This window comes from Lysinibacillus sp. fls2-241-R2A-57 (genome assembly GCF_030209535.1).
Lineage (GTDB): Bacteria > Bacillota > Bacilli > Bacillales_A > Planococcaceae > Lysinibacillus.
Map to the genome: position 1 here is coordinate 14,449 of NZ_JARVRU010000114.1, position 19,686 is coordinate 34,134.

A 19,686-nucleotide genomic window follows, 5' to 3' on the forward strand; every position below is an offset into this window, starting at 1 on the left:
ATTTTGCATTGAAAATATACTTATGTCCCAACCTCTTCAAATTTAGAGAAACCTTTTTCGCTGTGAAGGTGTTGGCAATAAGCATTTTTCTTTTCGACCGAAAAAACGATACCGATTTTTTGCAAATATTCGGTACATCCTATTTCGCATAAATGACGGGATAAGGATGAAAACAAAACAAGCTGGCCAAAAACTATCTAATCTCCGACAGATTTTAAGTGCTGCTGTAGATTCAAAATAGGCCTTTCCATGCTCAATTAATATGACACTATCTATATTTTTTGGTACTTCGTATTGAACAAGTAACGCCTGCCCAGCATCGCTCTGGATAGATGCAAATTGAAAATATGCTGCCTCATCATGTTTGATAATAAATTGCACACTACTGTCACAAAAATTGCATACTCCGTCAAACAAAATAATACCACCCACAATGATTCCTCCTAGCCACTTTAATTACTCGTCTGAAGTTAGATAAGTAAAGTATGTACCAAGTGACTTCACCTTGCAACCAAGTGCAGCTAGTTCTTCCATAGCCCCACGCATCATAGGCTCCTTTTCATCTGCCAATACATCAATCATAAAGAAATAATCACCTAAGCCCGTTTTTAATGGTCTTGATTCGATTTTACTTAAATTTAGCTGACGCCATGCAAATACTGATAGTACTTGGTGTAATGCCCCTGAACGGTCTGTCGGCAATGTAATCATGAACGTTGTTTTTGCCTGTCCATTCGATAAATTTTGTGGTAATCGTATATTTTGCTTAGATAATACGAAAAATCGTGTATGGTTAAAATGGAAATCATGAATATTAGATTGAACAATTTCTAAGCCATATTTTTCTGCTGCCGCTGCATTGCCAACCGCCGCCATGCATTCGCTCGGATTTTCGGATACATATTTTGCCGCTGCTGCTGTTGATGTCGTTTGATGTAACGGAACATGGCTGAATCGATAAAATAAATATTTATGACACTGTGCTAGCGCATGTGGATGTGAATAAACTCCTTTAATCGATTCCCAATTGTCCTTCCGCTCTTTATTGACCATTAAATGCTGCTGTATCTTCAATTGAAGTTCTCCAGTAACATAGAGTGTTGCCTCATGGAATAAATAATCAAGCGTTAGTGATACGGAGCCTTCTAAAGCATTTTCCAACGGTACAACTGCTAAATCTACCTTCCCCTTCGCTACTGCCTCGATACATTCTGGAATTGTAGCACAAGGGACAAGCCACTCAGTTGGAAAGGTTGCCTTCGTTGCTAAGTATGTAAATGATGCTTCCGGTCCTAAATATCCAATTCGTTTTTCCCATTGTTGCTCTGTCATTACATTTACCTCCTCCACTACTATTGTAGTTTATAGTTTGATTTTAAATTGTACATCACCAAAACGTAGGGTTGATTTCCGTTCCGACTAGCCGCTTTCCTTTGGGGCGTCCGATGAGCCACTTCGCTCCAGAGTCTCATCGGTGACGCCAATCCCCCAAGGAGGCGCCTAGTCTTCACTTCAACACCTACGTTTCACTATATGTTATCCACAATCTTTGGTGACGAACGACTAAAATGCAAAAATTTAGAATTTTCAATCCCCAAAAGATCAAATGATGAGCTGAGGCGTAATGTGAAGCCTTCCTAAACATTCAGGCAATTGCCTCATAGAACTTTTTTGCAATAGTTTTTCTTATAGAATAAGGAGCTGTCCCATAAAGCGATAATTACTTCACATGGGACTGCTCCTTTTAAGCTTATTTACATTCTGTCAAAAATTCAAGCTTGCTTTTAGTCATTACAATGCACCAGAACTAATTACTTCCGCTGATTCTACAAAATCTAAACGTTTGAGTTGCTGTATTAAATCATCAAGTTCACATGTCATACTAGTTACATCTAATGACAATGTAACATTGGCACGTCCTTGAATCGGTATTGTTTGATGGATAGTCAGTACATTGCAATGCGTAATTGTCACTGTTTCTAAAAGCTTTGCAAGTGTTCCTTTACGGTCCTGAAGCTGTAAAAAGACTGTTAAAATGCGTTCCTGCACAATTGAGTGAAAAGGAAATACAGCATCACGATATTTGTAAAACGCACTACGCGATAAATCCACCTGCTTTACCGCATCCCATATGGAAGATACCGAACCACTTGAAAGTAGGTGTTTCGCCTCCAAAGTTTTTTGCATAGCATCCGTTAAAACATCTTCACGAACTAAATAATATCGCTGATTCGCAACATTCTTCATACGCTTCCCCCTAAAACCTTGTCTTAATCGACAAATTCAAATTCAAACTCTTGCAGACGAACTGTATCGCCATCTTGTGCTCCACGTTCGCGTAGTGCTTCATCTACGCCCATTGCACGCAATTGACGAGCAAAACGGCGAATACCATCTTCACGGCTAAAGTCAGTCATTTTAAATAGGCGTTCAATTGCGTATCCACTAATGATAAATGCACCATCATCATCACGAGTAATTTCGAAATCTTCACCTTTTCCTTCATGTTTATACATTACCGTTGCTTCTGATTGCTCCTCTACATCATCATATAGAGGGAATTCAGGCGTTACTTCAAGTAAATCAGCAATGGCAAATAGTAACTCTTTTAAACCTTGACGTGAAATTGCTGAAATCGGGAAAATTTGAATATCTTCTCCCACTTTTTTGCGGAATTCCTCTAAGTTTTCTTCTGCTTCTGGCATATCCATTTTATTGGCAACAATAATTTGTGGACGCTCTGTTAAACGAAGATTATATTGCTTTAGCTCTTCATTAATCGTTAAATAATCCTCGTACGGATCGCGACCTTCCATTCCTGACATATCAATAACATGAACAATAACGCGTGTACGTTCAATATGTCGTAAAAATTGATGACCTAAGCCTACCCCTTCATGTGCTCCTTCAATAAGACCAGGTAAATCTGCCATCGCAAAGCTTCGATGATCATCTGTTTCAATCATCCCTAAATTCGGTACAATCGTTGTAAAATGATATGCACCAATTTTTGGCTTAGCAGCAGAAACAACAGATAAAAGCGTTGATTTACCAACACTTGGGAAACCTACTAGCCCCACATCTGCTAAAACTTTTAACTCTAATATAACATTTAATTCTTGTCCTGGCTCACCTTTTTCAGAAAGTTCTGGAGCAGGATTAGCTGGTGTTGCAAAGCGAGAATTCCCTCGGCCACCACGGCCAGCTTTTGCGATAATCGCTTGTTGACCATGCTCGACTAAATCGGCAATAACAACACCTGTTTCTTCGTTCAATACGACTGTGCCTGGTGGTACTTTAACGATCAAATCGTCTGCACGTCTACCATGCATTCCTTTACTCATACCATGCTCACCACGGTCAGCCTTGAAGTGGCGTTTATAGCGGAAATCCATTAATGTTCGTAAACCCTCTTCAACTTCAAATACTACGTTACCACCATGTCCACCGTCGCCACCAGCTGGACCACCATTCGGTACATATTTTTCTCGGCGGAAGGCAACCATTCCGTCACCACCATCGCCACCTTTTACATAAATCTTAACGTGATCGACAAACATTTAGTTCACTCCCTATTTGCATTCAAGACATATTGCCAGCACGTATTCGTCTGTTCATTTGTTTGAATGTCTAATTGTTTCAAACCTTTTTCGGTGAATGCATCAGCACTCCATAGCCCATTTAGCGTGAATGTCACGGCAAATGTATGATCGTCAACACGTACATCGAGCGCTAAGCTCTGCTCTGTAAATGGATCTAATGTATCATAAACATGCATAACTGTTTTGTTTAAGTAATCTACAATTTCCGTATCAATATTATTTGTGACGGGCTTTTTTATCTCACCGCTAAGCTTCATTGGTAATGAAGGATAGCGCCAGCCTGCTGTTTGCAGCCACTCGATTGTTTGCGGTAATTGTAGACGATTAAGGATAGAAAGCGCTTGTAACTGTTCCGAATAATTTTGAATAAGTTTTTTTGATTCATCAATTCTACCTAAATCTAAATTCATGCGAATAAGCTGAAGCTGATTCACATAATCATGATTTGCAAAACGTAATACTTCACTAATGGTTAGTGATTGATTGTTCATCCCATTCACTCCAATAAAGTTATCCTTACTAGTATAACAAGTTTTGCTGTATTTTTCCCTTAATTCTTCAATCAATTATACCTCGTCATAATTGCGTACGCCGGAGACTTTATCTTCTTTCAGCGGGTGTTTGGACATCCGCTGAGAAGTAGCTTAAATCCGCATTTATCTCACCACCTATAGAGATGGTAGACTTCTGAAAAAAGAAGTTGAAATTTAGCCAAAAAAAGGACTGCAATAAATGCAGTCCTACGCTTTATGTTATCTTTTTTGAAGATTAAGCTTCTTGTGATGCTGGGTATACAGATACTTGTTTGCGATCGCGACCTAAGCGTTCGAATTTAACAACGCCGTCAACTTTAGCAAATAGTGTATCGTCACCACCACGACCTACGTTTGTACCTGGGTAAATTTTTGTACCGCGTTGACGGTAAAGAATTGAACCACCAGTTACGAATTGGCCATCAGCACGTTTAGCACCAAGACGTTTAGACTCAGAGTCACGTCCGTTTTTAGTAGAACCTACCCCTTTTTTAGATGCGAAAAGTTGAAGGTCTAATGCTAATAATAATTTCATCGTGTTCCACCTCCTACTTGGTTGTAGTTGATTTGGATGTATTGTCCGTAATTTTGTACCATTGAATACACTTGGGCAGTCATTACTTGGACAATTAACTGTAGTTTTGCATCAATTTCAGGCTCTATATCTGATGGTAAATCTACCTTAAGATAGCCTCCACCTTCAGCAGCTTGTTCGACTTCTGGCTGTAATTGTAGTAGTGCATAAATAGCATTCACAGTACCTATGGCAATTGTAGATGCTCCTGCGCATACTAAATCCTTACCAGATTCATCGTATTCAGCATGTCCTGAAAATTCAAATGCGGACACATGTCTATTTTCATTGTGATGAATCGTAACTTGTATCATTCGCTACACCTCACAATTAAGCGTTGATAGCTTCAACAACTAATTTTGTGTAAGGTTGACGGTGACCTTGTTTACGACGGTAGTTCTTTTTAGCTTTCAATTTGAAAACAACGATTTTTTTCGCACGGCCTTCTTTCACAACTTTAGCTGTTACAGTAGCGCCTTCTACGAATGGAGCTCCAACTTTAACGTTTTCGCCACCTACGAATAAAACTTTATCGAAAGTTACAACCTCGTCAGCTTCTACACCTAATTTTTCAACATAGATTTCTTGACCAGCTTCTACTTTGATTTGTTTACCACCAGTTTCAATAATTGCGTACATTTTACTGCACCTCCTCATAGACTCAGACTCGCCTGTTTATAAAGGTGATCATATGATACTTAAACCTTTCCAGTGCGGTTGTAGTAGCACAGGTGCTACAAACAATAACATTAAGATATTACCACACGATTTATTTTAAGTCAATCTATTCATTACATATTTCTCAAATGCTAAACGATATTTTCGATAATTCCATTCTTTCAACGCTTGAAGCCAAATAAATAAACATAAAATTGCTAAAAAAATAGCTTGTGGGAGGTAATTTAAAGTTATCATGAGTAGTATAGACGCAATTAAAAATGAAATCCAGTAGTAATATTCAAATATACGAACCCTTGGATAGAATAAATATAAAGACGCTAAAAATATTCTGCCACCATCTAACGGAATAATTGGTAATACATTGATGGCTAATAGCACAAGTTGTACATGGATGAGCTTAGAAGCAAGTAGTTCTGGCATAAAAAAAGCGAGGCCAATCCCTAATATTGTAGCGATTGGTCCTCCAAGGGCAATCCATAGGAGTGACGTTGCTGACACAACCGTTGGATTTTCAAACTCTATTTCCCCTCCGTAAGGTGTAATAACGCATGATTTTACCTTAACACCACAAAGCATTGCAGCTAATAGATGACCTGCTTCATGCCATAATAACGAAAATAAAATAATGGAGTAATAAGCAATTTGGCCACTAAAAATCATTAAAAATACGAAAGGGATACATAGAAGATGCAGTTTAATTTTCATTGGACGCCGCTGCTTCAAGCCACTGTACAATTTGTTCTAAACTATAATATGACTTATCTTTTTCAATCGAGATATAGAGTTGTCCCGTCTCTTTCATGCCGATTAAATCATTTGCCTGCACCGTTGTATATGGCAGTTGTGCTAAACTATCCAACATACCATAAGAAACTGTTGTGCCATCATCATAGCTAATCGTCATTGTTTTACCAGTATATTTTGTATGACCAGTGAAAACGACAAGACCATTTTGTCCAGCATACACTGGAAGACCCGCATCATACTGCAATAAAAAGCCTTCCTGAAAAACTTGCGCATTAGCAAATGTTAATAGTTCAGTTTGCCCAACATCACTCGATACCACTATTGTTGCATCGTCTTTATTTAGCCAACTTTGTCCGAGCTCGCTTAAATAAGTTAAATCTGCTGATGTTGTAACAAGTTTTCGCACAGGTGTTTCCAATACACCTTGATCCTCTAAACGAATTACGAGCATAATTGCAGCCACAAGTAATATTGTGACCAACCATTTCCATTTCTTAAACAAGCCCTCATCCTTTTTTCACACTATATGAGGCTGCATGTCCATTCATGCACAAGAAAAAAACCTTCTCGTACAAATGCACGAAAAGGCTGGCTTATAATCATCTTGAAAATAACGCTTTAAGTTTTGAAAATACACCTCTATGTTCATCTTCAATTGCCATAAGTGGCACAGATTCCCCAAGTATTCGACGGGCAATATTACGATAGCCTAGAGATGCTTTGTTAGTTGGATCCATTACTACTGGTTCACCTTTATTGGAAGATGAAATAACTCCTTCACTATCTACGATTATCCCTAATAGATCGATAGACAAATGTGTTGTAATTTCATTCACATCTAAAGTATCGCCGCTCTTCATCATATGTTGACGAATGCGGTTAATAATTAGCTTAGGTGCAGTAATTTCTTCCTGTTCGAGCAAGCCAATAATTCGATCTGCATCACGCACAGCAGAGATTTCTGGCGTTGTTACTACAATTGCATGATCTGCACCAGCAACAGCATTTCGATAGCCTTGTTCAATGCCCGCTGGACAGTCTATTAAAACATAATCATAGTCTCTTTTCAGTTCCTCTACTAGGCTCTTCATCTGCTCAGGATTTACAGCATTTTTATCTGTCGTTTGAGCGGCAGGTAATAAAAATAGTTTCTCATCTACACGTTTATCTTTTATTAACGCTTGATGAATCTTACAGCGCCCTTCAACAACATCTACTAAATCGTAAATAATGCGATTCTCAAGGCCTAAAATTACGTCTAAATTACGTAGACCAATATCTGTATCTACTAAACATATTTTTTTACCTTGTAGAGCCAATGCAGTCCCAAGGTTAGCCGCTGTCGTTGTTTTTCCGACACCGCCTTTACCTGAAGTTATGACGATCGCTTCTCCCACACTAGCTTCCTCCCTTAGACACATTTAACAATGGTCGAATATTTTTTAACGCGTGAATTTGATCGTACGTAATGCGTCCATCATAGCCAATAAATGCACAAGTCATCTCTTCCTGATTCATTGCTTTTACATGTTCGTCTGACATAGCCTGAACCTGGTCAGCAATCATGATATGCGTGGCTTCAAGGCGAGATGCTGCAATAATTGCATCTTTATTACCATGAACACCAGCATGTGCAATTCCTTTGAGTTTACCTAGGACATACACATTGCCACCGGCTTCTACACGTCCATTCGGATTGACATTCCCGACGATAATAATATCTCCTGGCGAACGCAGAATTTGACCTGATCTGACCACCCCTAAATATGTATCTTGTTGACTTTCAATCCTTTTCTGGTCGCTTTCATGGACAGTCAGTACTTCACTTTGCACTTTCGAGACGATTAATTGCTCTGTTTCTTGAACAATCTTAATAAGCTCTTTAATTTGTTTATCAGAACAGTATCGATAGCCTAAATATAATTGTACATCTACTTTGCTATCGATACCGCTTTCTGAAACTTTCTTTTTAAGTTCTTCTACTAAATCGACATACGCACATTGATCGTCTAAATGAAGAACAAATCCATCCTTTGTTCCCTTCATATTAACTAACTGTTTTTTCATGAATGCCTCACCCCACGTTGTTCTTTGTTAAGAAACTTCACGTGCTCTCTGTAAGACACGCGCATTAATTAGATATTTGAAGGCCCAACCAAGAATCACTAAAAACAATGCATTAGCAATGATCGTTGGCAGCAGTCGTGAACGTAAGAATTCCGATAATGGAATCGTTGTAAAGTCGATAAGATAGAAGAATTGATAGAGTATAAATTCTAAAATTGCTACTAAAACAACTGAAATTGTTGTTGTCACAACTAAGTGCTGATGAATAATTTTCACGATAGACCCTGCTATAAAACAAATAAGCGGAAACAGTACTGAATATAATCCAATAATATCAATGTAAAACACATCATACAAGACACCAAAAAAAAGTCCATACATTACCGCTCGCTGACGGCTGTAATAGATGGAAATAAATATTAAATATAAGATTAAAAATCTTGGTACTAAATAATAGATATGCCCTTTCACTTCAATGGGTGAAAGCATAGCAAACTGCGGTTCTAGTAAAAATAGTAAAACCGCTACAGAGGGAATGAGAAATCGAACCATTATTTTTCCTCCTCTTCACTCGCCCCTTGCGGATTCGTTAAATCTTTGTTCGTTGCATTACCATCAGATCCATCTATTACTGTAGATGTTCGTTTAGCAATAATAACATGATCTAATATTGAAAAATCAGCAGATGGTTTTACATAAGCCATCTTTGTTAAACCATAATCATCTGTACTTACTTCTGTAATTTCTCCGATTGGCACATTTTTTGGGAAAATACCGCCAAGTCCTGATGAAACTACTTGCTGGCCCTTTTTAACTGTTAAACTTGAATCGATTCGCTTCATAATAAGTTCATTACGATCTTTATCATAGCCCTCGATTAAACCGTATGCTTCTTTATCTCCTAACACCATCGCAGAAACACGATAGTTTGGATTACTTGTATTTAAAAGCTCTACCTCAGAGGTGAAAGGTGTCACTACTGTAATTTTACCGACTAACCCTTTCGCTGTCATAACTGCCATATTTTTTTCTACACCGTGTGAAGATCCTTTATCTAAAATAATTTTTTCTTCCCACTGGTCAGGATTTCTAGCAATAACTGTGGCATTAATTGGATTAAATTCTTTTAAGCTCTCCGATTTGTCGAGAAGCTCACGAAGCTTATTATTATCTGATTTCAATTCCGTTGCCTCAGCTTGTACAGCTGCAAATTCTTCCAAGCGTGCTTTTAAACGTTTATTTTCTTCGTACGTGTTTAAGAGGGAATCAATATTATTAAAAACACCCGCAATATAATTCGCCGGCTTCGCAACAATAGATTGTGCGACGCCGACAGTATCTTTAATAATTTGCTCTGGTAAAGTTGCATTCGTCCGATCACGTAATGAGAAGCTAATCAATGCCACAAGAAAAACCATGCCCACAAGCAGCAAAATTAATTTCTTATTGAAAAAAAAGTGTGGCATTGCCTAAACCTCCTACCCTTTTACTTGTTGTGCACGAATTAAATCAATATGTTCTAGAGCCTTACCTGTACCAATAGCAACACAGTCCAGTGGATCTTCTGCGATAAATACTGGCATATTTGTTTCTTGGCTAATAACTTTGTCTAGATTTGTTAATAGCGCACCACCACCTGTTAAAACAATTCCGCGTTCCATTACGTCTGCAGATAATTCAGGAGGTGTTTGTTCAAGCGTTTTACGAACACCATCAATAATAGATGCTACCGCTTCACGTAAAGATTCAGAGATTTCTTGTGAAGAAATTTCGATCGTTTTAGGTAAACCTGTTAAAAGATCGCGTCCTCTAATTTCCATTCTATTTTCTGGACCCTCAGCCAATGCTGTACCAATTTCCATTTTAACTGCTTCTGCAGTACGTTCACCTATTGTTAAGTTATACGTTTTACGAATATACGAAATGATGGATTGGTCCATTGCATCCCCGCCAACACGCACGGATTCACTTGTTACAATACCACCTAATGAAATAACAGCTACCTCTGTTGTACCACCACCGATATCAACGACCATTGACCCTGTTGGATCCCATACTGGTAAGTTTGAACCGATTGCTGCTGCAAATGGCTCTTCAATTGTAAATGCTTCTTTAGCACCTGCTTGACGAGCAGCATCAATAACCGCACGTTGTTCAACTGATGTAATACCGTAAGGCACACAAATCATAACATTTGGTTTTTTCCAATTTCCACCAGAATTTTTACAAGCTTCTTTTAAATAATAACCTATCATTGCTGTAGTAATATCAAAGTCAGCAATAACGCCATCTTTCATAGGACGGATTGCTACGATTGAACCAGGTGTACGACCAATCATATTTTTTGCATCATTACCAACTGCAACTATATCTCCAGTTTTTGTATTTTTTGCTACGACTGAAGGTTCGCGTAAAACGATTCCCTTCCCTTTAATAAACACTAATGTATTCGCTGTGCCGAGGTCAATCCCGACATCTTTACTTCCTAATCCAAACAATTTGTGTACTCCCTTTCTATTTAAGCCATACTTTCGTTGACATCAACTACACTCCGGTGTGTAATTACACCCAGAAGCTTTATCTTCATTCAATCGATGTTAAACACCCACTGAAAAAACTACACACTCATTCATCTCACACCTGTTGAAGTGAGAGGCTTCTTCTGAATAAAGATAAAATCATACCGTTCATTATAACGGATAAACGCAAGAATTTATAGTGCCACATGCCTCTTCTCGCAGAAAAGATACTATTTTAATTCCCTCCTAAACTAAAAATAGTACGTATAGATTAGCATATAATTTTTATTCTTGTAAGACAACGTGTAATAGGCTACCAATTTTTGTGAATATAATAGACATTTCTACGAGTACAATAACGTTTTATTAAAAAAAAGGTTCGCTTTCATTTTAGTTTTTCGCAAAAAAATACAAAAATATTTATTTTTAAATAGCGAAGAGATTTGAAGCAACACCAAATGTAAGATGAGAACAACGCGAATAGTTTCCAAAACATTCCATACCTTCTCTTTTTGATGTTCTATCCGTGCTTTTGAAAATTCCTGCGACTGCCCCTACCTTTCGTAGACCTAGCTATTTTTATTGATAGATTGACTAGGACCTAAAAAAACTCTGCAAAAAGCCTGCAGAGTTAGAAATAACCTTTTTCTTTCAAACTAATAAATTGATGATCGCCGATGATAAGATGATCGATCAAATCAATGCCAATAATATATCCAGCCTCTAAAATTCTTTTCGTCACTTCAATATCTTCATCACTGGGTGTCGGCACGCCGCTAGATAGCAATAGGTAAGGCTTTGAAATCATCTTCACCTTTTCCCCTGCTCCACACCGTGCATGCAACTTTCATCGCACACGGCGTTCCATCGACCGTTCATTTATTTCATTTTCCTCAATTGAGTCAAACAATCCCTTGTGAACTACTCACCACTTAGCTTGAAGTGGGAGCTTCTCAGTTCCACGACGAAAGCAACCTCTCGTCTCCCTGAGCGTTACTTCGGGGTGTTCTAACCTTAGATGTCCAACGCTTGGACGCTCTTTTGGTACGGTGGATATTTTACGCAGGAACCGAATGACTTGGTTTTCGCACTCTATTTTCTTCCTGCAATCTCATATATCAAGTTATCAAAGACAATTCGTTAAAATTTTGGTTCAAGGTCTATCACGCTCTATTCACGGCTCATGACCTTTTTCGTCATACGAGAATCCTTGAATTTTTGAGTTGAAATAATATGAACAATCGACTTGAGGCTATTGCTCCATCTCCGTTACAGAAACTTCAACGCTCCTGCCTCTACTCTCACTACCATAAAGAAAAGTTATAGACGAATCCTTTCCTCCCCACCACGTCATCAGGTGTGTCCCTTCTTGTGTCAGTAGCTTTCCACGTTCCCTTCACTCTATCAATACTTAACGTAGGTGCTAGCTCTTGCCTGACGTCCTCTCCACCGCCTGTAACGATGCATGAAGCTTTCAAAACCATCATAAGTACTCGCCCACGGAACGCGCTTGACTCTTTTATCAAGCCCACTCATTTCTAAGTGTTCGCCACTCACAGACATTTCCTTCGCTAGTTCGTCAGTGTTTTACCACATTCTCACCATATTAAGCTTTTTACGACTCCCGGCCTATCAGTTGCACCAACTACCTCTAGTTAGCTTTCGGTTACTCATATAAGCACTACGGCAACATTCAGCCGACTTCACCGAGCTTCACACGGCATTCTTCTACACACTCAAATACCGCATGTCGGAGTATTAGAGTAGGCGTTTCAAGGCGTTACCCTCTCATTCCACCTATCAAGTGAAGAGTTCACGACTCTCTTCTAGCCATTTGACTATAAGACAGCGTGCGCAACCTTTTTAGTTACGAACGTGTCGCACGATGATTATGCGCACAAATTATAGAAGCCGCAGACCTCTTTACAGCCTCGCGATAAATCTCCCTAGGATGGACTATTGAAGCATTTAGACTGCCTATAAAAATCGTCTTTCTATGAATAATTTGATTCTTTATATTTAAAAAAAGAACTACAAAATGTTCCTGACTCAGTGAGGTCATATCAGGCATTAAATAGGCAGCGGCATCTTGCGGTGAACGTATCGTATATTTTTCATCGCTTTGTTTCTGAGCAAGGCGTCTACCGAGTTCAATTGCAGCTAATATTTGAATGGCTTTAACCTCACCAATCCCTTTAATAGCAACCATTTCTTCAATAGTTGCATGTTTCAAATGATGTAAACGCTCAAAAACACTTAGTATGCGATTTGCAAGTACAAGAACAGACTCTTCCTTAGTGCCTGTCCTTAGTAAAATGGCCAGCAGCTCCTGATTCGATAAACTCATAGCTCCTTGGCGCAGTAGTCTTTCACGAGGTCGATCCTGTATATTAACGTCTCGTATCATCATTCTTGGTAAAACATCATTTGTCAAAAAAGCCTCACTCCTTCGCAAATTGGATAATATTGAGTGCTACCAATTGCGTAAACAACGCTGCAAGTGGTAAGCCGACAACATTGTTATAATCTCCTTCAATTCGCTTCACTAAAAGGGTTCCAGCAGTTTGAATGCCATAACCACCTGCTTTATCAAATGGGTCTCCCGAATCTACATATGCTTCGATAAGATCCTGCGATAAATGATGAAAGACAACATTTGTCTCTTCGACAAATGTCGTTTCATTACCGTCAGGTTCAATAATGGCAACAGCTGTCATGACCGCATGATGCTTGCCTGATAAACGTATTAAGTGAGAAATTGCCTCCTCACGATTTTTGGGTTTATGGAGTAGCTTATCATCATAAACAACAATAGTATCGGCTCCAATAATCGTCGCATTTGGAGCTTTTTTTGCCACATCACGTGTTTTTAATAGTGCTACACCTTTAACATAATCTTGCATTGTAGTTGCCTGGACACTTGTCTCTTCTACTTCACTAGATATTATGTCAAATGGAAGTGATAGCATAGCAAGCAATTCCTTTCGTCGTGGTGACGCAGAAGCAAGCACTAGCTTTTGATTTGTCTTAAACATTGTCTGACCAATCCTCCTTATTAGCTATCATAACGGAGAATTTGGGATTTGAAAATTTTCAAAAAATCAAGATAATGCATATTTCACTATCTTTGATGTTTAAAATTTCACTTGAAGACAAGCATTTTTTGATTTGTAATGAGCAAAAACATGTAAGCGAATAACGTTGATATCGTTTGAAATTGAAGAGGCTGCCGTACCAATAGCTTGCCAATCAGCAGGTAGCGTAGAATCCTTCAAATTATCCTTAAAATTTAATTTTGTTGCTTTTTTGTCAGCGAGCACAGATGGAAGCTCTGCAATCGTCGCCTCCTTACAGCTGTCACTGCTTACACTAAATGCTTTTTTAAATGTTGCAGGATCTTTTAAAAAAACAAGTTGACTTTCATCTGTCACCATACTTGTCCAAACATAAAATTTTCCATCTATCTCAACAATGGCACTTTCTTTTAATGAAGGGTGTTCAGATACAAACGAGCTTGCACTTTCATAATTTGAATAAACCCCTGCTTGACTTGCAAAAAACATGGATCCGTTCGTTGCTCCCCCTGCTGTTGGAATTGTTTCTGCGTCTTTATTATTACTATTACTATTACTATTACTAGCTACTTCGTTACTATCATTTTTTAAAGAAAATTGAGTGCTCGCTTGAAGAACACCTAAAAAAATGGCTACACCAAAAAGTCCGACTACTCCTCCAATAAACATCGCACGAAATATTTGTTTTTTCATTACCTGACTGACAATTTTCATTCGTCCATCACCTCTTTCTTCAACGTTCAAAGTAAATATCAATTATGCCTCGGTATCCCTCGGTATAATTGCGTCCGGAATCTGCTTTGTGCTTAGGCCTGCAGATGTTTATTTGTGCGAAAGCGAAGCGTCAGCAACAACAAGATGTTGGTCACTCAGTCGTTGCCACAGGACGTTGCGTTCTTAGACAGAATTCCTCTATTTCAGCAGATGTTTGGACACCCCGCTGAAAGATGTAAAAAGTTGAGATTGCTACATTTTCATATAAGTATATGTATAAAAGTATGTGTAAATGCTAATTTACTATATTTTGATTTAATAGTTTTTTCGAGGTTTAATTGTATCGAAAGGTTTACCATAAACTATAAAAATAAAAGGTGGACTCTTAAATGTATTCTTTCGCTCTCTATCAAAGAACAAAATTATTGAATAAGAAAAGGAGTTAATAGAGAGGAAATAGAAATAATATTTACCGACAAATAATCTTGAAATATCGAGGTGAAAAGATGGATAATCAAAAAATTATTGGTCAAACAAAGACAGCTGGATTTCAAGTAGGTGTTAGAAGGACATTCCCTATTTCCCAAGAAAAAGCCTGGAATCTTATTACTTCACAAGATGGGTTAAACTTATGGTTAGGAGAAAGTACGGGTATTATCCTTGAACAGGGGCAGATTTATATTACGAAATCAGGGTCCGGAGAAATCCGCGTTGTTAAGCCTTTACAGCAACTTCGCTTAACTTGGCAAAAAGTGGGGTGGGAAATGGCATCAACAGTTCAAGTTCGTATTATATCGAGTGCAAATAATAAAACAACTATTAGTTTTCATCAAGAAAAACTTTCTGATCAGAATGTAAGGGAGGAAATGAAAATATATTGGGAAAAAGTGCTCGAGGAAATCAAAGAGAGAATAGCGCAAATTTATTTTATATAGATGTAAACCCAAGAGTAACCAATTGGAAAAAATCTTATAAAAAAATAACCTCTAATTAAAGAGTTTTTGCTTGGGAAGGGAATCTTCTAAACAGGCTTATCGTGCAAATACTAAGGATACAGCACATAATAGAAATGTTTTGGCTCATCACCATAACGTGTTGTGGTTGATTTCCGTTCCGACTGGGGGCGTCCGATGAGCCGCTTGGGCCAAAAGGATGTTGGTCACGAAGGCGTTATCACAGGACGTAATGCTTTTAGCCTTCGTTCCCCTAGTTGCTCGCTCCAGGGTCTCATCTGTGATCCCCAAGGAGTCGCCCAGCCGGAACGAAGGTCAACAATATATAGGGCATATATTTTTAAAAATGTCATCCACAACTTTTGATGATGATCCAATGTTTTGGAATTTTCACACTAAATATAAAAAAATCAGGACTCATTTTTATGATGAGTACCTGATCTTTACTGTAAATATATCGTGACTATATGTTAAATATTTTTCAATTTACTACGTACTTCCGTTAATAAATACAGCGAACCCGATACAATAGTTCTCGACTTGCTTTCTGACTGTCGTTTTAAAAATTGCACATAATCTTCTAAAACTGCTTTATGAGAGGCGTTGGACAGCTCAAACATTTTTTGAGCAGCCATCGCACGAGGATTATTGAAATCAACAAAGTAAAAATAATCACTTACTTGCTCAAATTGATGCAAAATCTCTTTTACAGCCTTATCAGCAAGAATGCCGATGACAAAAGTAATCTGCTCTTCCGGGAACTCATGCTTTATCGTTTCTATTAATTTCTCAGCACTCGCTGGATTATGCGCACCGTCTAAAAAAATATAAGGCAAAATTTCTTCAAAGCGGCCTAAGATAGTTGCGTTTTTCACAGCTTTTTGAATAGCTTCTTTACTTACTTGTAACTCTAATGAGGTCGCCACTTCCAAAAAGGCTGTTATAGCAAGTGCCATATTATTCGCCTGATGCGCTCCCTTCATTGTGCGTTTAAGCTTTGTAATACAGAGGCCATTGTCTTTATACTCATAGCTCTCTCCCTCATTCTCTTGCTTCACATAAAATTGGTGATTTAGCTCAAGAACGGATGCATGTTTTTTTGAGGCTTCCTGATAGACTATATTCTTTGCTTCTAAAGGTAGCTCGCCGATAATAACTGATCGATCCTGCTTAATAATTCCTGCTTTATGGTAGGCAATACTATCAATCGTATCTCCTAAAAAATTCGTATGCTCTAATGCGATACTTGGTATGATTGATACAATTGGTGTAACCACATTCGTACTATCCAGTAAGCCCCCCATACCTGCTTCAATAAGGGCAATATCTACATTACTCGCAACAAAATGTAAAAAAGCTGCAACAGTTAAAAGTTCAAAATCTGTTAGTTTTCCACTAAGTCCGGCAGCATGCATTTGTTGGAATACTTGATTCATTTCCGCTTCTGTCATTGCTTGGCCTTCTACTTGAATTTGGTCATGTACATCTAAAATACAAGGAGACATAAATTTACCAACACGTAAGCCATGTTCTTTGGCGATTGATTCTAGAAATGTAAGAGTTGAGCCTTTACCATTAGTCCCTGCTAAATGCACAACTTGCAATTTATTCTCTGGATTACCTACTCGTGTCAATGCCTCTTCAATCGCAATTAGGCCAGGTTTAATAACATCATCGCTCTGAACATTCCACTTTTCCTTATAGCTATTCAATTTTGGAATCATCGTTGTTCCCCCTGTAGCCATTGTCGTATTTCAGCTATAAAATACAACGAACCTGTAATAACTATAATATCCTCATCATTACTTTGATGTAGCATTGCTTGAAGCATTTCACGCCAATCCGTACTATACGTTTTGTTCGTATTTGTAGATAATGCAGCTAATTTTTCAGCAGGCATAGCATTCGGCAGTTCAATTTGCGTAAATGAAATTGATGTTGCAATACTATCCATTAAAGCAATACTTTTCGCATGATCTTTATCTGATAATGCCGCATATATAATTCGATAGTTTTGGTGTGGATATACCGTTTTAAGTGTTTGAATGAGTGCAGCTGTTCCTTCAGAATTATGTGCTCCGTCTAATACTATATTGCGAGGTAATTGCTCAAAACGGCCTGCCCACTGAGCATTCGCCAACGCTTGACGGATTGACTCATCTGGAATGTCAATTGCTCCATTTTCTCTTAACGTTAGAACAGCCGTAATCGCTAGACTTGCATTATTTATCTGATGTGGCCCAGCCATTTTTAATGGGACATCAACCATTTCCACATTTGATTTTTGGTAATTAAAGTGCTGTATATTAGCACCTTGCACTATATTTCCAACCGTAAAATCCTGTCCTAAAACAAAGCATGGCGCATGACGTTCATTCGCTACCTTCTGAATAACAGTAAGTGCCTCTTCACTTTTAACACCCACTACAATCGGTACACCTTCTTTAATAATTCCTGCCTTTTCAAGCGCTACCTTTGCAAATGTATTTCCTAAAAATGCAGTATGCTCTAGTGAAATCGTTGTAATAATTGAAATAAGTGGCGTAATGACATTCGTAGCGTCTAAACGTCCACCTAGTCCGGTTTCAATCAGTGCAATATCCACTTCCTCATCCGACAAGTATTGGAACATAATAAGTGTTACGACTTCAAAAAAGCTTGGAAATTCACCTTCATAATGTGTCTCAATAATATTAACAACTTTGTTCATATAATATAAAAATTGCGCATCAGAAATTTGAGTTCCATTAATAGTCATTCGTTCATTGACACGCTCTAAATGAGGTGAAGTAAAGGCACCTACTTTGTAGCCACCATGTTGTAGCATCTCCCTTAGCGCATTCACTGTTGAACCCTTTCCATTTGAGCCTGCTAAATGAATAGCGCGTAGCTTGTCCTGTGGGTTATCTAGAAGTGCTAGTACCTCTCGCATCAATACAAGTGGTGCGCGTTTATGATCAACTGCCTTTAACGTAAAAATAAAATCTGTACATTCTTTCATCGATTTAAACAAAAGAAACACTCCCTCTTACTACAATATCTCTATTTTAGTACAAGTAGCGCCCAATACACATATATTTCTAAAAAAACTCATGTTTAAATACACTTGGAATGAAAGCTAAAAAAACACACAGAAAAGCACTTTATTAAGTGAGAAACCGCGTGTTTTAAATTCATACTATTGGAGTTGTTGTGCACCTGATAGTGCTCCCATATTATCTAGAATAATTTTTGCATCATTATTTAAAAGCAGAAGAACGTCGGATCTTTGCATTAATTCGAAGGAGTTTTTTAAAGTTCTTTTTAGCATGGCAATATCAAAATTCGAGGAATATTCATTAATTTTATTAATCGTTAATAAATCTGTCCGTGTTAATTTATTTTTAGATTCTACAGGATCCTTTCTATCTACTAATACATGCTTTATGAGTACCCGACCATTTGCATTTAATAAACGATAGTGTTTTGCTTCTGATAATTTCATTAGATTGGTTTCAATTAATACTCTTGCGCTAACAAAATCTATATCATCACAGGCTTTATTTATTCTCGTAATAATCGTTGTGATATTCCCTATCATTTCAAACCCCCATTTAACACATTATATCTACTTAAAACATCCAAATAACCCAAATATATAGCTCATCATCAAAACGTGTGATTGATTTCCGTTCCGACTGGGCGCATTGTTGCTGACGCTTCGCTTTCGCACAGAGCAAAGCTTTCTGGGGCGTTCAGCCGGAACGAAGATCAACTTATATAAATGGATACGTTTTAACAAATGTCATCCACAACTTTTGGTGGTGAGCCAAATATATTTTCGTTTTAAAATATTCAGGCAATCCAACCTTATTTATTAATAGGTTTTTTTACCCTACCACAAATAAGTATATACTCATACATTATACTGATTATCATTAAAAATACTATATATTTTTCCCTAAAACTGTATCTACCTTTTGTTTCATACAATACAAATGATCTAAAACACATTAGGCTCGAAGATGTAGCGCTTCAACCTAACGAAAACTATACCCTAAAAATCTATAGTTTCTTTCACAATAAAAAAGCTACCTGGTAACAGGTAGCTTTTTTATTGTGAAAATTGAATAGACAAAATATTTAGTCATACTTTATATGTGTTAATCTTGCGGTAAATCTAGATCCTTTATTCTCTCAATTTCTTCTCTCGATAAGCCTAATAAATCCATTATTTCTTCAA

22 protein-coding genes, 2 pseudogenes and 1 other annotated feature are annotated in these 19,686 nt (G+C 37.8%); of the genes and pseudogenes, 2 read left to right on the forward strand and 22 right to left on the reverse strand.

Annotated elements, in window-relative coordinates:
* Positions 1 to 42 precede the first annotated feature (42 nt).
* The 19 genes and pseudogenes from QRN68_RS17450 to QRN68_RS17540 form a co-directional block, all read right to left on the reverse strand.
* A complete protein-coding gene (locus tag QRN68_RS17450) occupies positions 43 to 432 on the reverse strand; it encodes a thiol-disulfide oxidoreductase DCC family protein (RefSeq protein ID WP_285398183.1) in 390 nt (129 codons plus the stop codon).
* A gap of 24 nt (positions 433 to 456) precedes the next feature.
* The gene (gene pheA, locus QRN68_RS17455) at positions 457 to 1,332 is read right to left on the reverse strand and encodes a prephenate dehydratase (RefSeq protein WP_285398184.1); all 876 of its coding nucleotides are present in this window, start codon (positions 1,330 to 1,332) and stop codon (positions 457 to 459) included.
* A gap of 459 nt (positions 1,333 to 1,791) precedes the next feature.
* Positions 1,792 to 2,247 carry an ACT domain-containing protein gene (locus QRN68_RS17460; protein WP_053484814.1) on the reverse strand — a complete coding sequence of 152 codons (456 nt, stop codon included), beginning with the start codon at positions 2,245 to 2,247 and terminating at the stop codon, positions 1,792 to 1,794.
* 23 nt (positions 2,248 to 2,270) lie between these two features.
* Positions 2,271 to 3,560 carry a GTPase ObgE gene (gene obgE, locus QRN68_RS17465; protein ID WP_285398185.1) on the reverse strand — a complete coding sequence of 430 codons (1,290 nt, stop codon included), beginning with the start codon at positions 3,558 to 3,560 and terminating at the stop codon, positions 2,271 to 2,273.
* A gap of 5 nt (positions 3,561 to 3,565) precedes the next feature.
* Positions 3,566 to 4,093: a Spo0B domain-containing protein gene (locus QRN68_RS17470; RefSeq protein ID WP_285398186.1), complete on the reverse strand. Its 528-nt coding sequence runs from the start codon at positions 4,091 to 4,093 to the stop codon at positions 3,566 to 3,568.
* Positions 4,094 to 4,370: 277 nt separating this feature from the next.
* Positions 4,371 to 4,670, reverse strand: coding sequence for a 50S ribosomal protein L27 (gene rpmA / locus QRN68_RS17475; RefSeq protein ID WP_053484817.1), 300 nt, complete (start codon positions 4,668 to 4,670; stop codon positions 4,371 to 4,373).
* Positions 4,667 to 5,023 carry a ribosomal-processing cysteine protease Prp gene (locus tag QRN68_RS17480; RefSeq protein WP_285398187.1) on the reverse strand — a complete coding sequence of 119 codons (357 nt, stop codon included), beginning with the start codon at positions 5,021 to 5,023 and terminating at the stop codon, positions 4,667 to 4,669. The genes rpmA and QRN68_RS17480 overlap by 4 nt, the downstream gene beginning before the upstream one ends.
* Before the next feature lie 16 nt (positions 5,024 to 5,039).
* On the reverse strand, positions 5,040 to 5,348 hold the full coding sequence (gene rplU / locus QRN68_RS17485) for a 50S ribosomal protein L21 (protein WP_036124117.1): 309 nt from the start codon (positions 5,346 to 5,348) through the stop codon (positions 5,040 to 5,042).
* A 14-nt stretch (positions 5,349 to 5,362) separates the two neighbouring features.
* Positions 5,363 to 5,438 (reverse strand) — a sequence feature (ribosomal protein L21 leader region).
* Between the two features lie 45 nt (positions 5,439 to 5,483).
* Positions 5,484 to 6,095, reverse strand: coding sequence for a site-2 protease family protein (locus tag QRN68_RS17490; RefSeq protein ID WP_285398188.1), 612 nt, complete (start codon positions 6,093 to 6,095; stop codon positions 5,484 to 5,486).
* Entirely contained in the window at positions 6,085 to 6,639 is a 555-nt protein-coding gene (locus QRN68_RS17495) for a M23 family metallopeptidase (RefSeq protein WP_285398189.1), read from the reverse strand. The genes QRN68_RS17490 and QRN68_RS17495 overlap by 11 nt, the downstream gene beginning before the upstream one ends.
* Positions 6,640 to 6,736: 97 nt before the next feature.
* Positions 6,737 to 7,534 (reverse strand): septum site-determining protein MinD, encoded by a 798-nt coding sequence (minD, locus tag QRN68_RS17500; RefSeq protein ID WP_285398190.1) that lies wholly within the window; start codon positions 7,532 to 7,534, stop codon positions 6,737 to 6,739.
* A gap of 1 nt (position 7,535) precedes the next feature.
* Complete coding sequence (gene minC, locus QRN68_RS17505) at positions 7,536 to 8,204, reverse strand: septum site-determining protein MinC (RefSeq protein ID WP_285398191.1); 669 nt, start codon at positions 8,202 to 8,204, stop codon at positions 7,536 to 7,538.
* A 27-nt stretch (positions 8,205 to 8,231) separates the two neighbouring features.
* Positions 8,232 to 8,756: a rod shape-determining protein MreD gene (mreD, locus tag QRN68_RS17510; RefSeq protein WP_285398192.1), complete on the reverse strand. Its 525-nt coding sequence runs from the start codon at positions 8,754 to 8,756 to the stop codon at positions 8,232 to 8,234.
* Positions 8,756 to 9,670 (reverse strand): rod shape-determining protein MreC, encoded by a 915-nt coding sequence (gene mreC / locus QRN68_RS17515; RefSeq protein WP_285398193.1) that lies wholly within the window; start codon positions 9,668 to 9,670, stop codon positions 8,756 to 8,758. Before mreC ends, mreD begins: the two co-directional genes overlap by 1 nt.
* Before the next feature lie 12 nt (positions 9,671 to 9,682).
* On the reverse strand, positions 9,683 to 10,702 hold the full coding sequence (locus QRN68_RS17520; RefSeq protein WP_285398194.1) for a rod shape-determining protein: 1,020 nt from the start codon (positions 10,700 to 10,702) through the stop codon (positions 9,683 to 9,685).
* Between the two features lie 652 nt (positions 10,703 to 11,354).
* Positions 11,355 to 11,501 (reverse strand): annotated as a pseudogene (locus QRN68_RS17525) (JAB domain-containing protein); the annotation flags it as partial.
* 1,107 nt (positions 11,502 to 12,608) lie between these two features.
* A pseudogene (gene radC / locus QRN68_RS17530) lies at positions 12,609 to 13,130 on the reverse strand (RadC family protein); the annotation flags it as partial.
* 34 nt (positions 13,131 to 13,164) lie between these two features.
* The gene (locus QRN68_RS17535) at positions 13,165 to 13,758 is read right to left on the reverse strand and encodes a Maf family protein (protein ID WP_285398195.1); all 594 of its coding nucleotides are present in this window, start codon (positions 13,756 to 13,758) and stop codon (positions 13,165 to 13,167) included.
* A 99-nt stretch (positions 13,759 to 13,857) separates the two neighbouring features.
* Complete coding sequence (locus QRN68_RS17540; RefSeq protein ID WP_285398196.1) at positions 13,858 to 14,511, reverse strand: hypothetical protein; 654 nt, start codon at positions 14,509 to 14,511, stop codon at positions 13,858 to 13,860.
* Positions 14,512 to 14,615: 104 nt separating this feature from the next.
* On the opposite strand from QRN68_RS17540, the gene QRN68_RS17545 reads away from it, so the two are divergent.
* Together QRN68_RS17545 and QRN68_RS17550 are read left to right on the forward strand one after the other, a co-directional pair.
* Positions 14,616 to 14,741 carry a hypothetical protein gene (locus QRN68_RS17545; protein WP_285398197.1) on the forward strand — a complete coding sequence of 42 codons (126 nt, stop codon included), beginning with the start codon at positions 14,616 to 14,618 and terminating at the stop codon, positions 14,739 to 14,741.
* A gap of 276 nt (positions 14,742 to 15,017) precedes the next feature.
* Positions 15,018 to 15,446: an SRPBCC family protein gene (locus QRN68_RS17550; protein ID WP_285398198.1), complete on the forward strand. Its 429-nt coding sequence runs from the start codon at positions 15,018 to 15,020 to the stop codon at positions 15,444 to 15,446.
* 488 nt (positions 15,447 to 15,934) lie between these two features.
* On the opposite strand, the gene QRN68_RS17555 is transcribed toward QRN68_RS17550, so the two are convergent.
* From QRN68_RS17555 to QRN68_RS17565, 3 genes are all read right to left on the reverse strand, one after another.
* Positions 15,935 to 17,188, reverse strand: coding sequence for a bifunctional folylpolyglutamate synthase/dihydrofolate synthase (locus QRN68_RS17555; RefSeq protein ID WP_285398199.1), 1,254 nt, complete (start codon positions 17,186 to 17,188; stop codon positions 15,935 to 15,937).
* Positions 17,185 to 18,477 (reverse strand): bifunctional folylpolyglutamate synthase/dihydrofolate synthase, encoded by a 1,293-nt coding sequence (locus tag QRN68_RS17560; RefSeq protein WP_285398200.1) that lies wholly within the window; start codon positions 18,475 to 18,477, stop codon positions 17,185 to 17,187. Before QRN68_RS17560 ends, QRN68_RS17555 begins: the two co-directional genes overlap by 4 nt.
* Before the next feature lie 165 nt (positions 18,478 to 18,642).
* Complete coding sequence (locus tag QRN68_RS17565) at positions 18,643 to 19,044, reverse strand: hypothetical protein (RefSeq protein WP_285398201.1); 402 nt, start codon at positions 19,042 to 19,044, stop codon at positions 18,643 to 18,645.
* Positions 19,045 to 19,686: the final 642 nt, after the last annotated feature.

Bases quoted from the DNA above. Each gene is read 5' to 3' on its own strand.
- QRN68_RS17540 (WP_285398196.1), bottom strand. From the start codon at position 14,511: ATGAAAATTGTCAGTCAGGTAATGAAAAAACAAATATTTCGTGCGATG.
- QRN68_RS17470 (WP_285398186.1), bottom strand. From the start codon at position 4,093: ATGAACAATCAATCACTAACCATTAGTGAAGTATTACGTTTTGCAAAT.
- rpmA (WP_053484817.1), bottom strand. From the start codon at position 4,670: ATGAAATTATTATTAGCATTAGACCTTCAACTTTTCGCATCTAAAAAA.
- QRN68_RS17480 (WP_285398187.1), bottom strand. From the start codon at position 5,023: ATGATACAAGTTACGATTCATCACAATGAAAATAGACATGTGTCCGCA.
- mreC (WP_285398193.1), bottom strand. From the start codon at position 9,670: ATGCCACACTTTTTTTTCAATAAGAAATTAATTTTGCTGCTTGTGGGC.
- QRN68_RS17550 (WP_285398198.1), top strand. From the start codon at position 15,018: ATGGATAATCAAAAAATTATTGGTCAAACAAAGACAGCTGGATTTCAA.
- obgE (WP_285398185.1), bottom strand. From the start codon at position 3,560: ATGTTTGTCGATCACGTTAAGATTTATGTAAAAGGTGGCGATGGTGGT.
- mreD (WP_285398192.1), bottom strand. From the start codon at position 8,756: ATGGTTCGATTTCTCATTCCCTCTGTAGCGGTTTTACTATTTTTACTA.
- QRN68_RS17535 (WP_285398195.1), bottom strand. From the start codon at position 13,758: ATGTTTAAGACAAATCAAAAGCTAGTGCTTGCTTCTGCGTCACCACGA.
- QRN68_RS17460 (WP_053484814.1), bottom strand. From the start codon at position 2,247: ATGAAGAATGTTGCGAATCAGCGATATTATTTAGTTCGTGAAGATGTT.
- QRN68_RS17545 (WP_285398197.1), top strand. From the start codon at position 14,616: ATGTTTATTTGTGCGAAAGCGAAGCGTCAGCAACAACAAGATGTTGGT.
- QRN68_RS17565 (WP_285398201.1), bottom strand. From the start codon at position 19,044: ATGATAGGGAATATCACAACGATTATTACGAGAATAAATAAAGCCTGT.
- minC (WP_285398191.1), bottom strand. From the start codon at position 8,204: ATGAAAAAACAGTTAGTTAATATGAAGGGAACAAAGGATGGATTTGTT.
- QRN68_RS17555 (WP_285398199.1), bottom strand. From the start codon at position 17,188: ATGATTCCAAAATTGAATAGCTATAAGGAAAAGTGGAATGTTCAGAGC.
- pheA (WP_285398184.1), bottom strand. From the start codon at position 1,332: ATGACAGAGCAACAATGGGAAAAACGAATTGGATATTTAGGACCGGAA.
- QRN68_RS17490 (WP_285398188.1), bottom strand. From the start codon at position 6,095: ATGAAAATTAAACTGCATCTTCTATGTATCCCTTTCGTATTTTTAATG.
- rplU (WP_036124117.1), bottom strand. From the start codon at position 5,348: ATGTACGCAATTATTGAAACTGGTGGTAAACAAATCAAAGTAGAAGCT.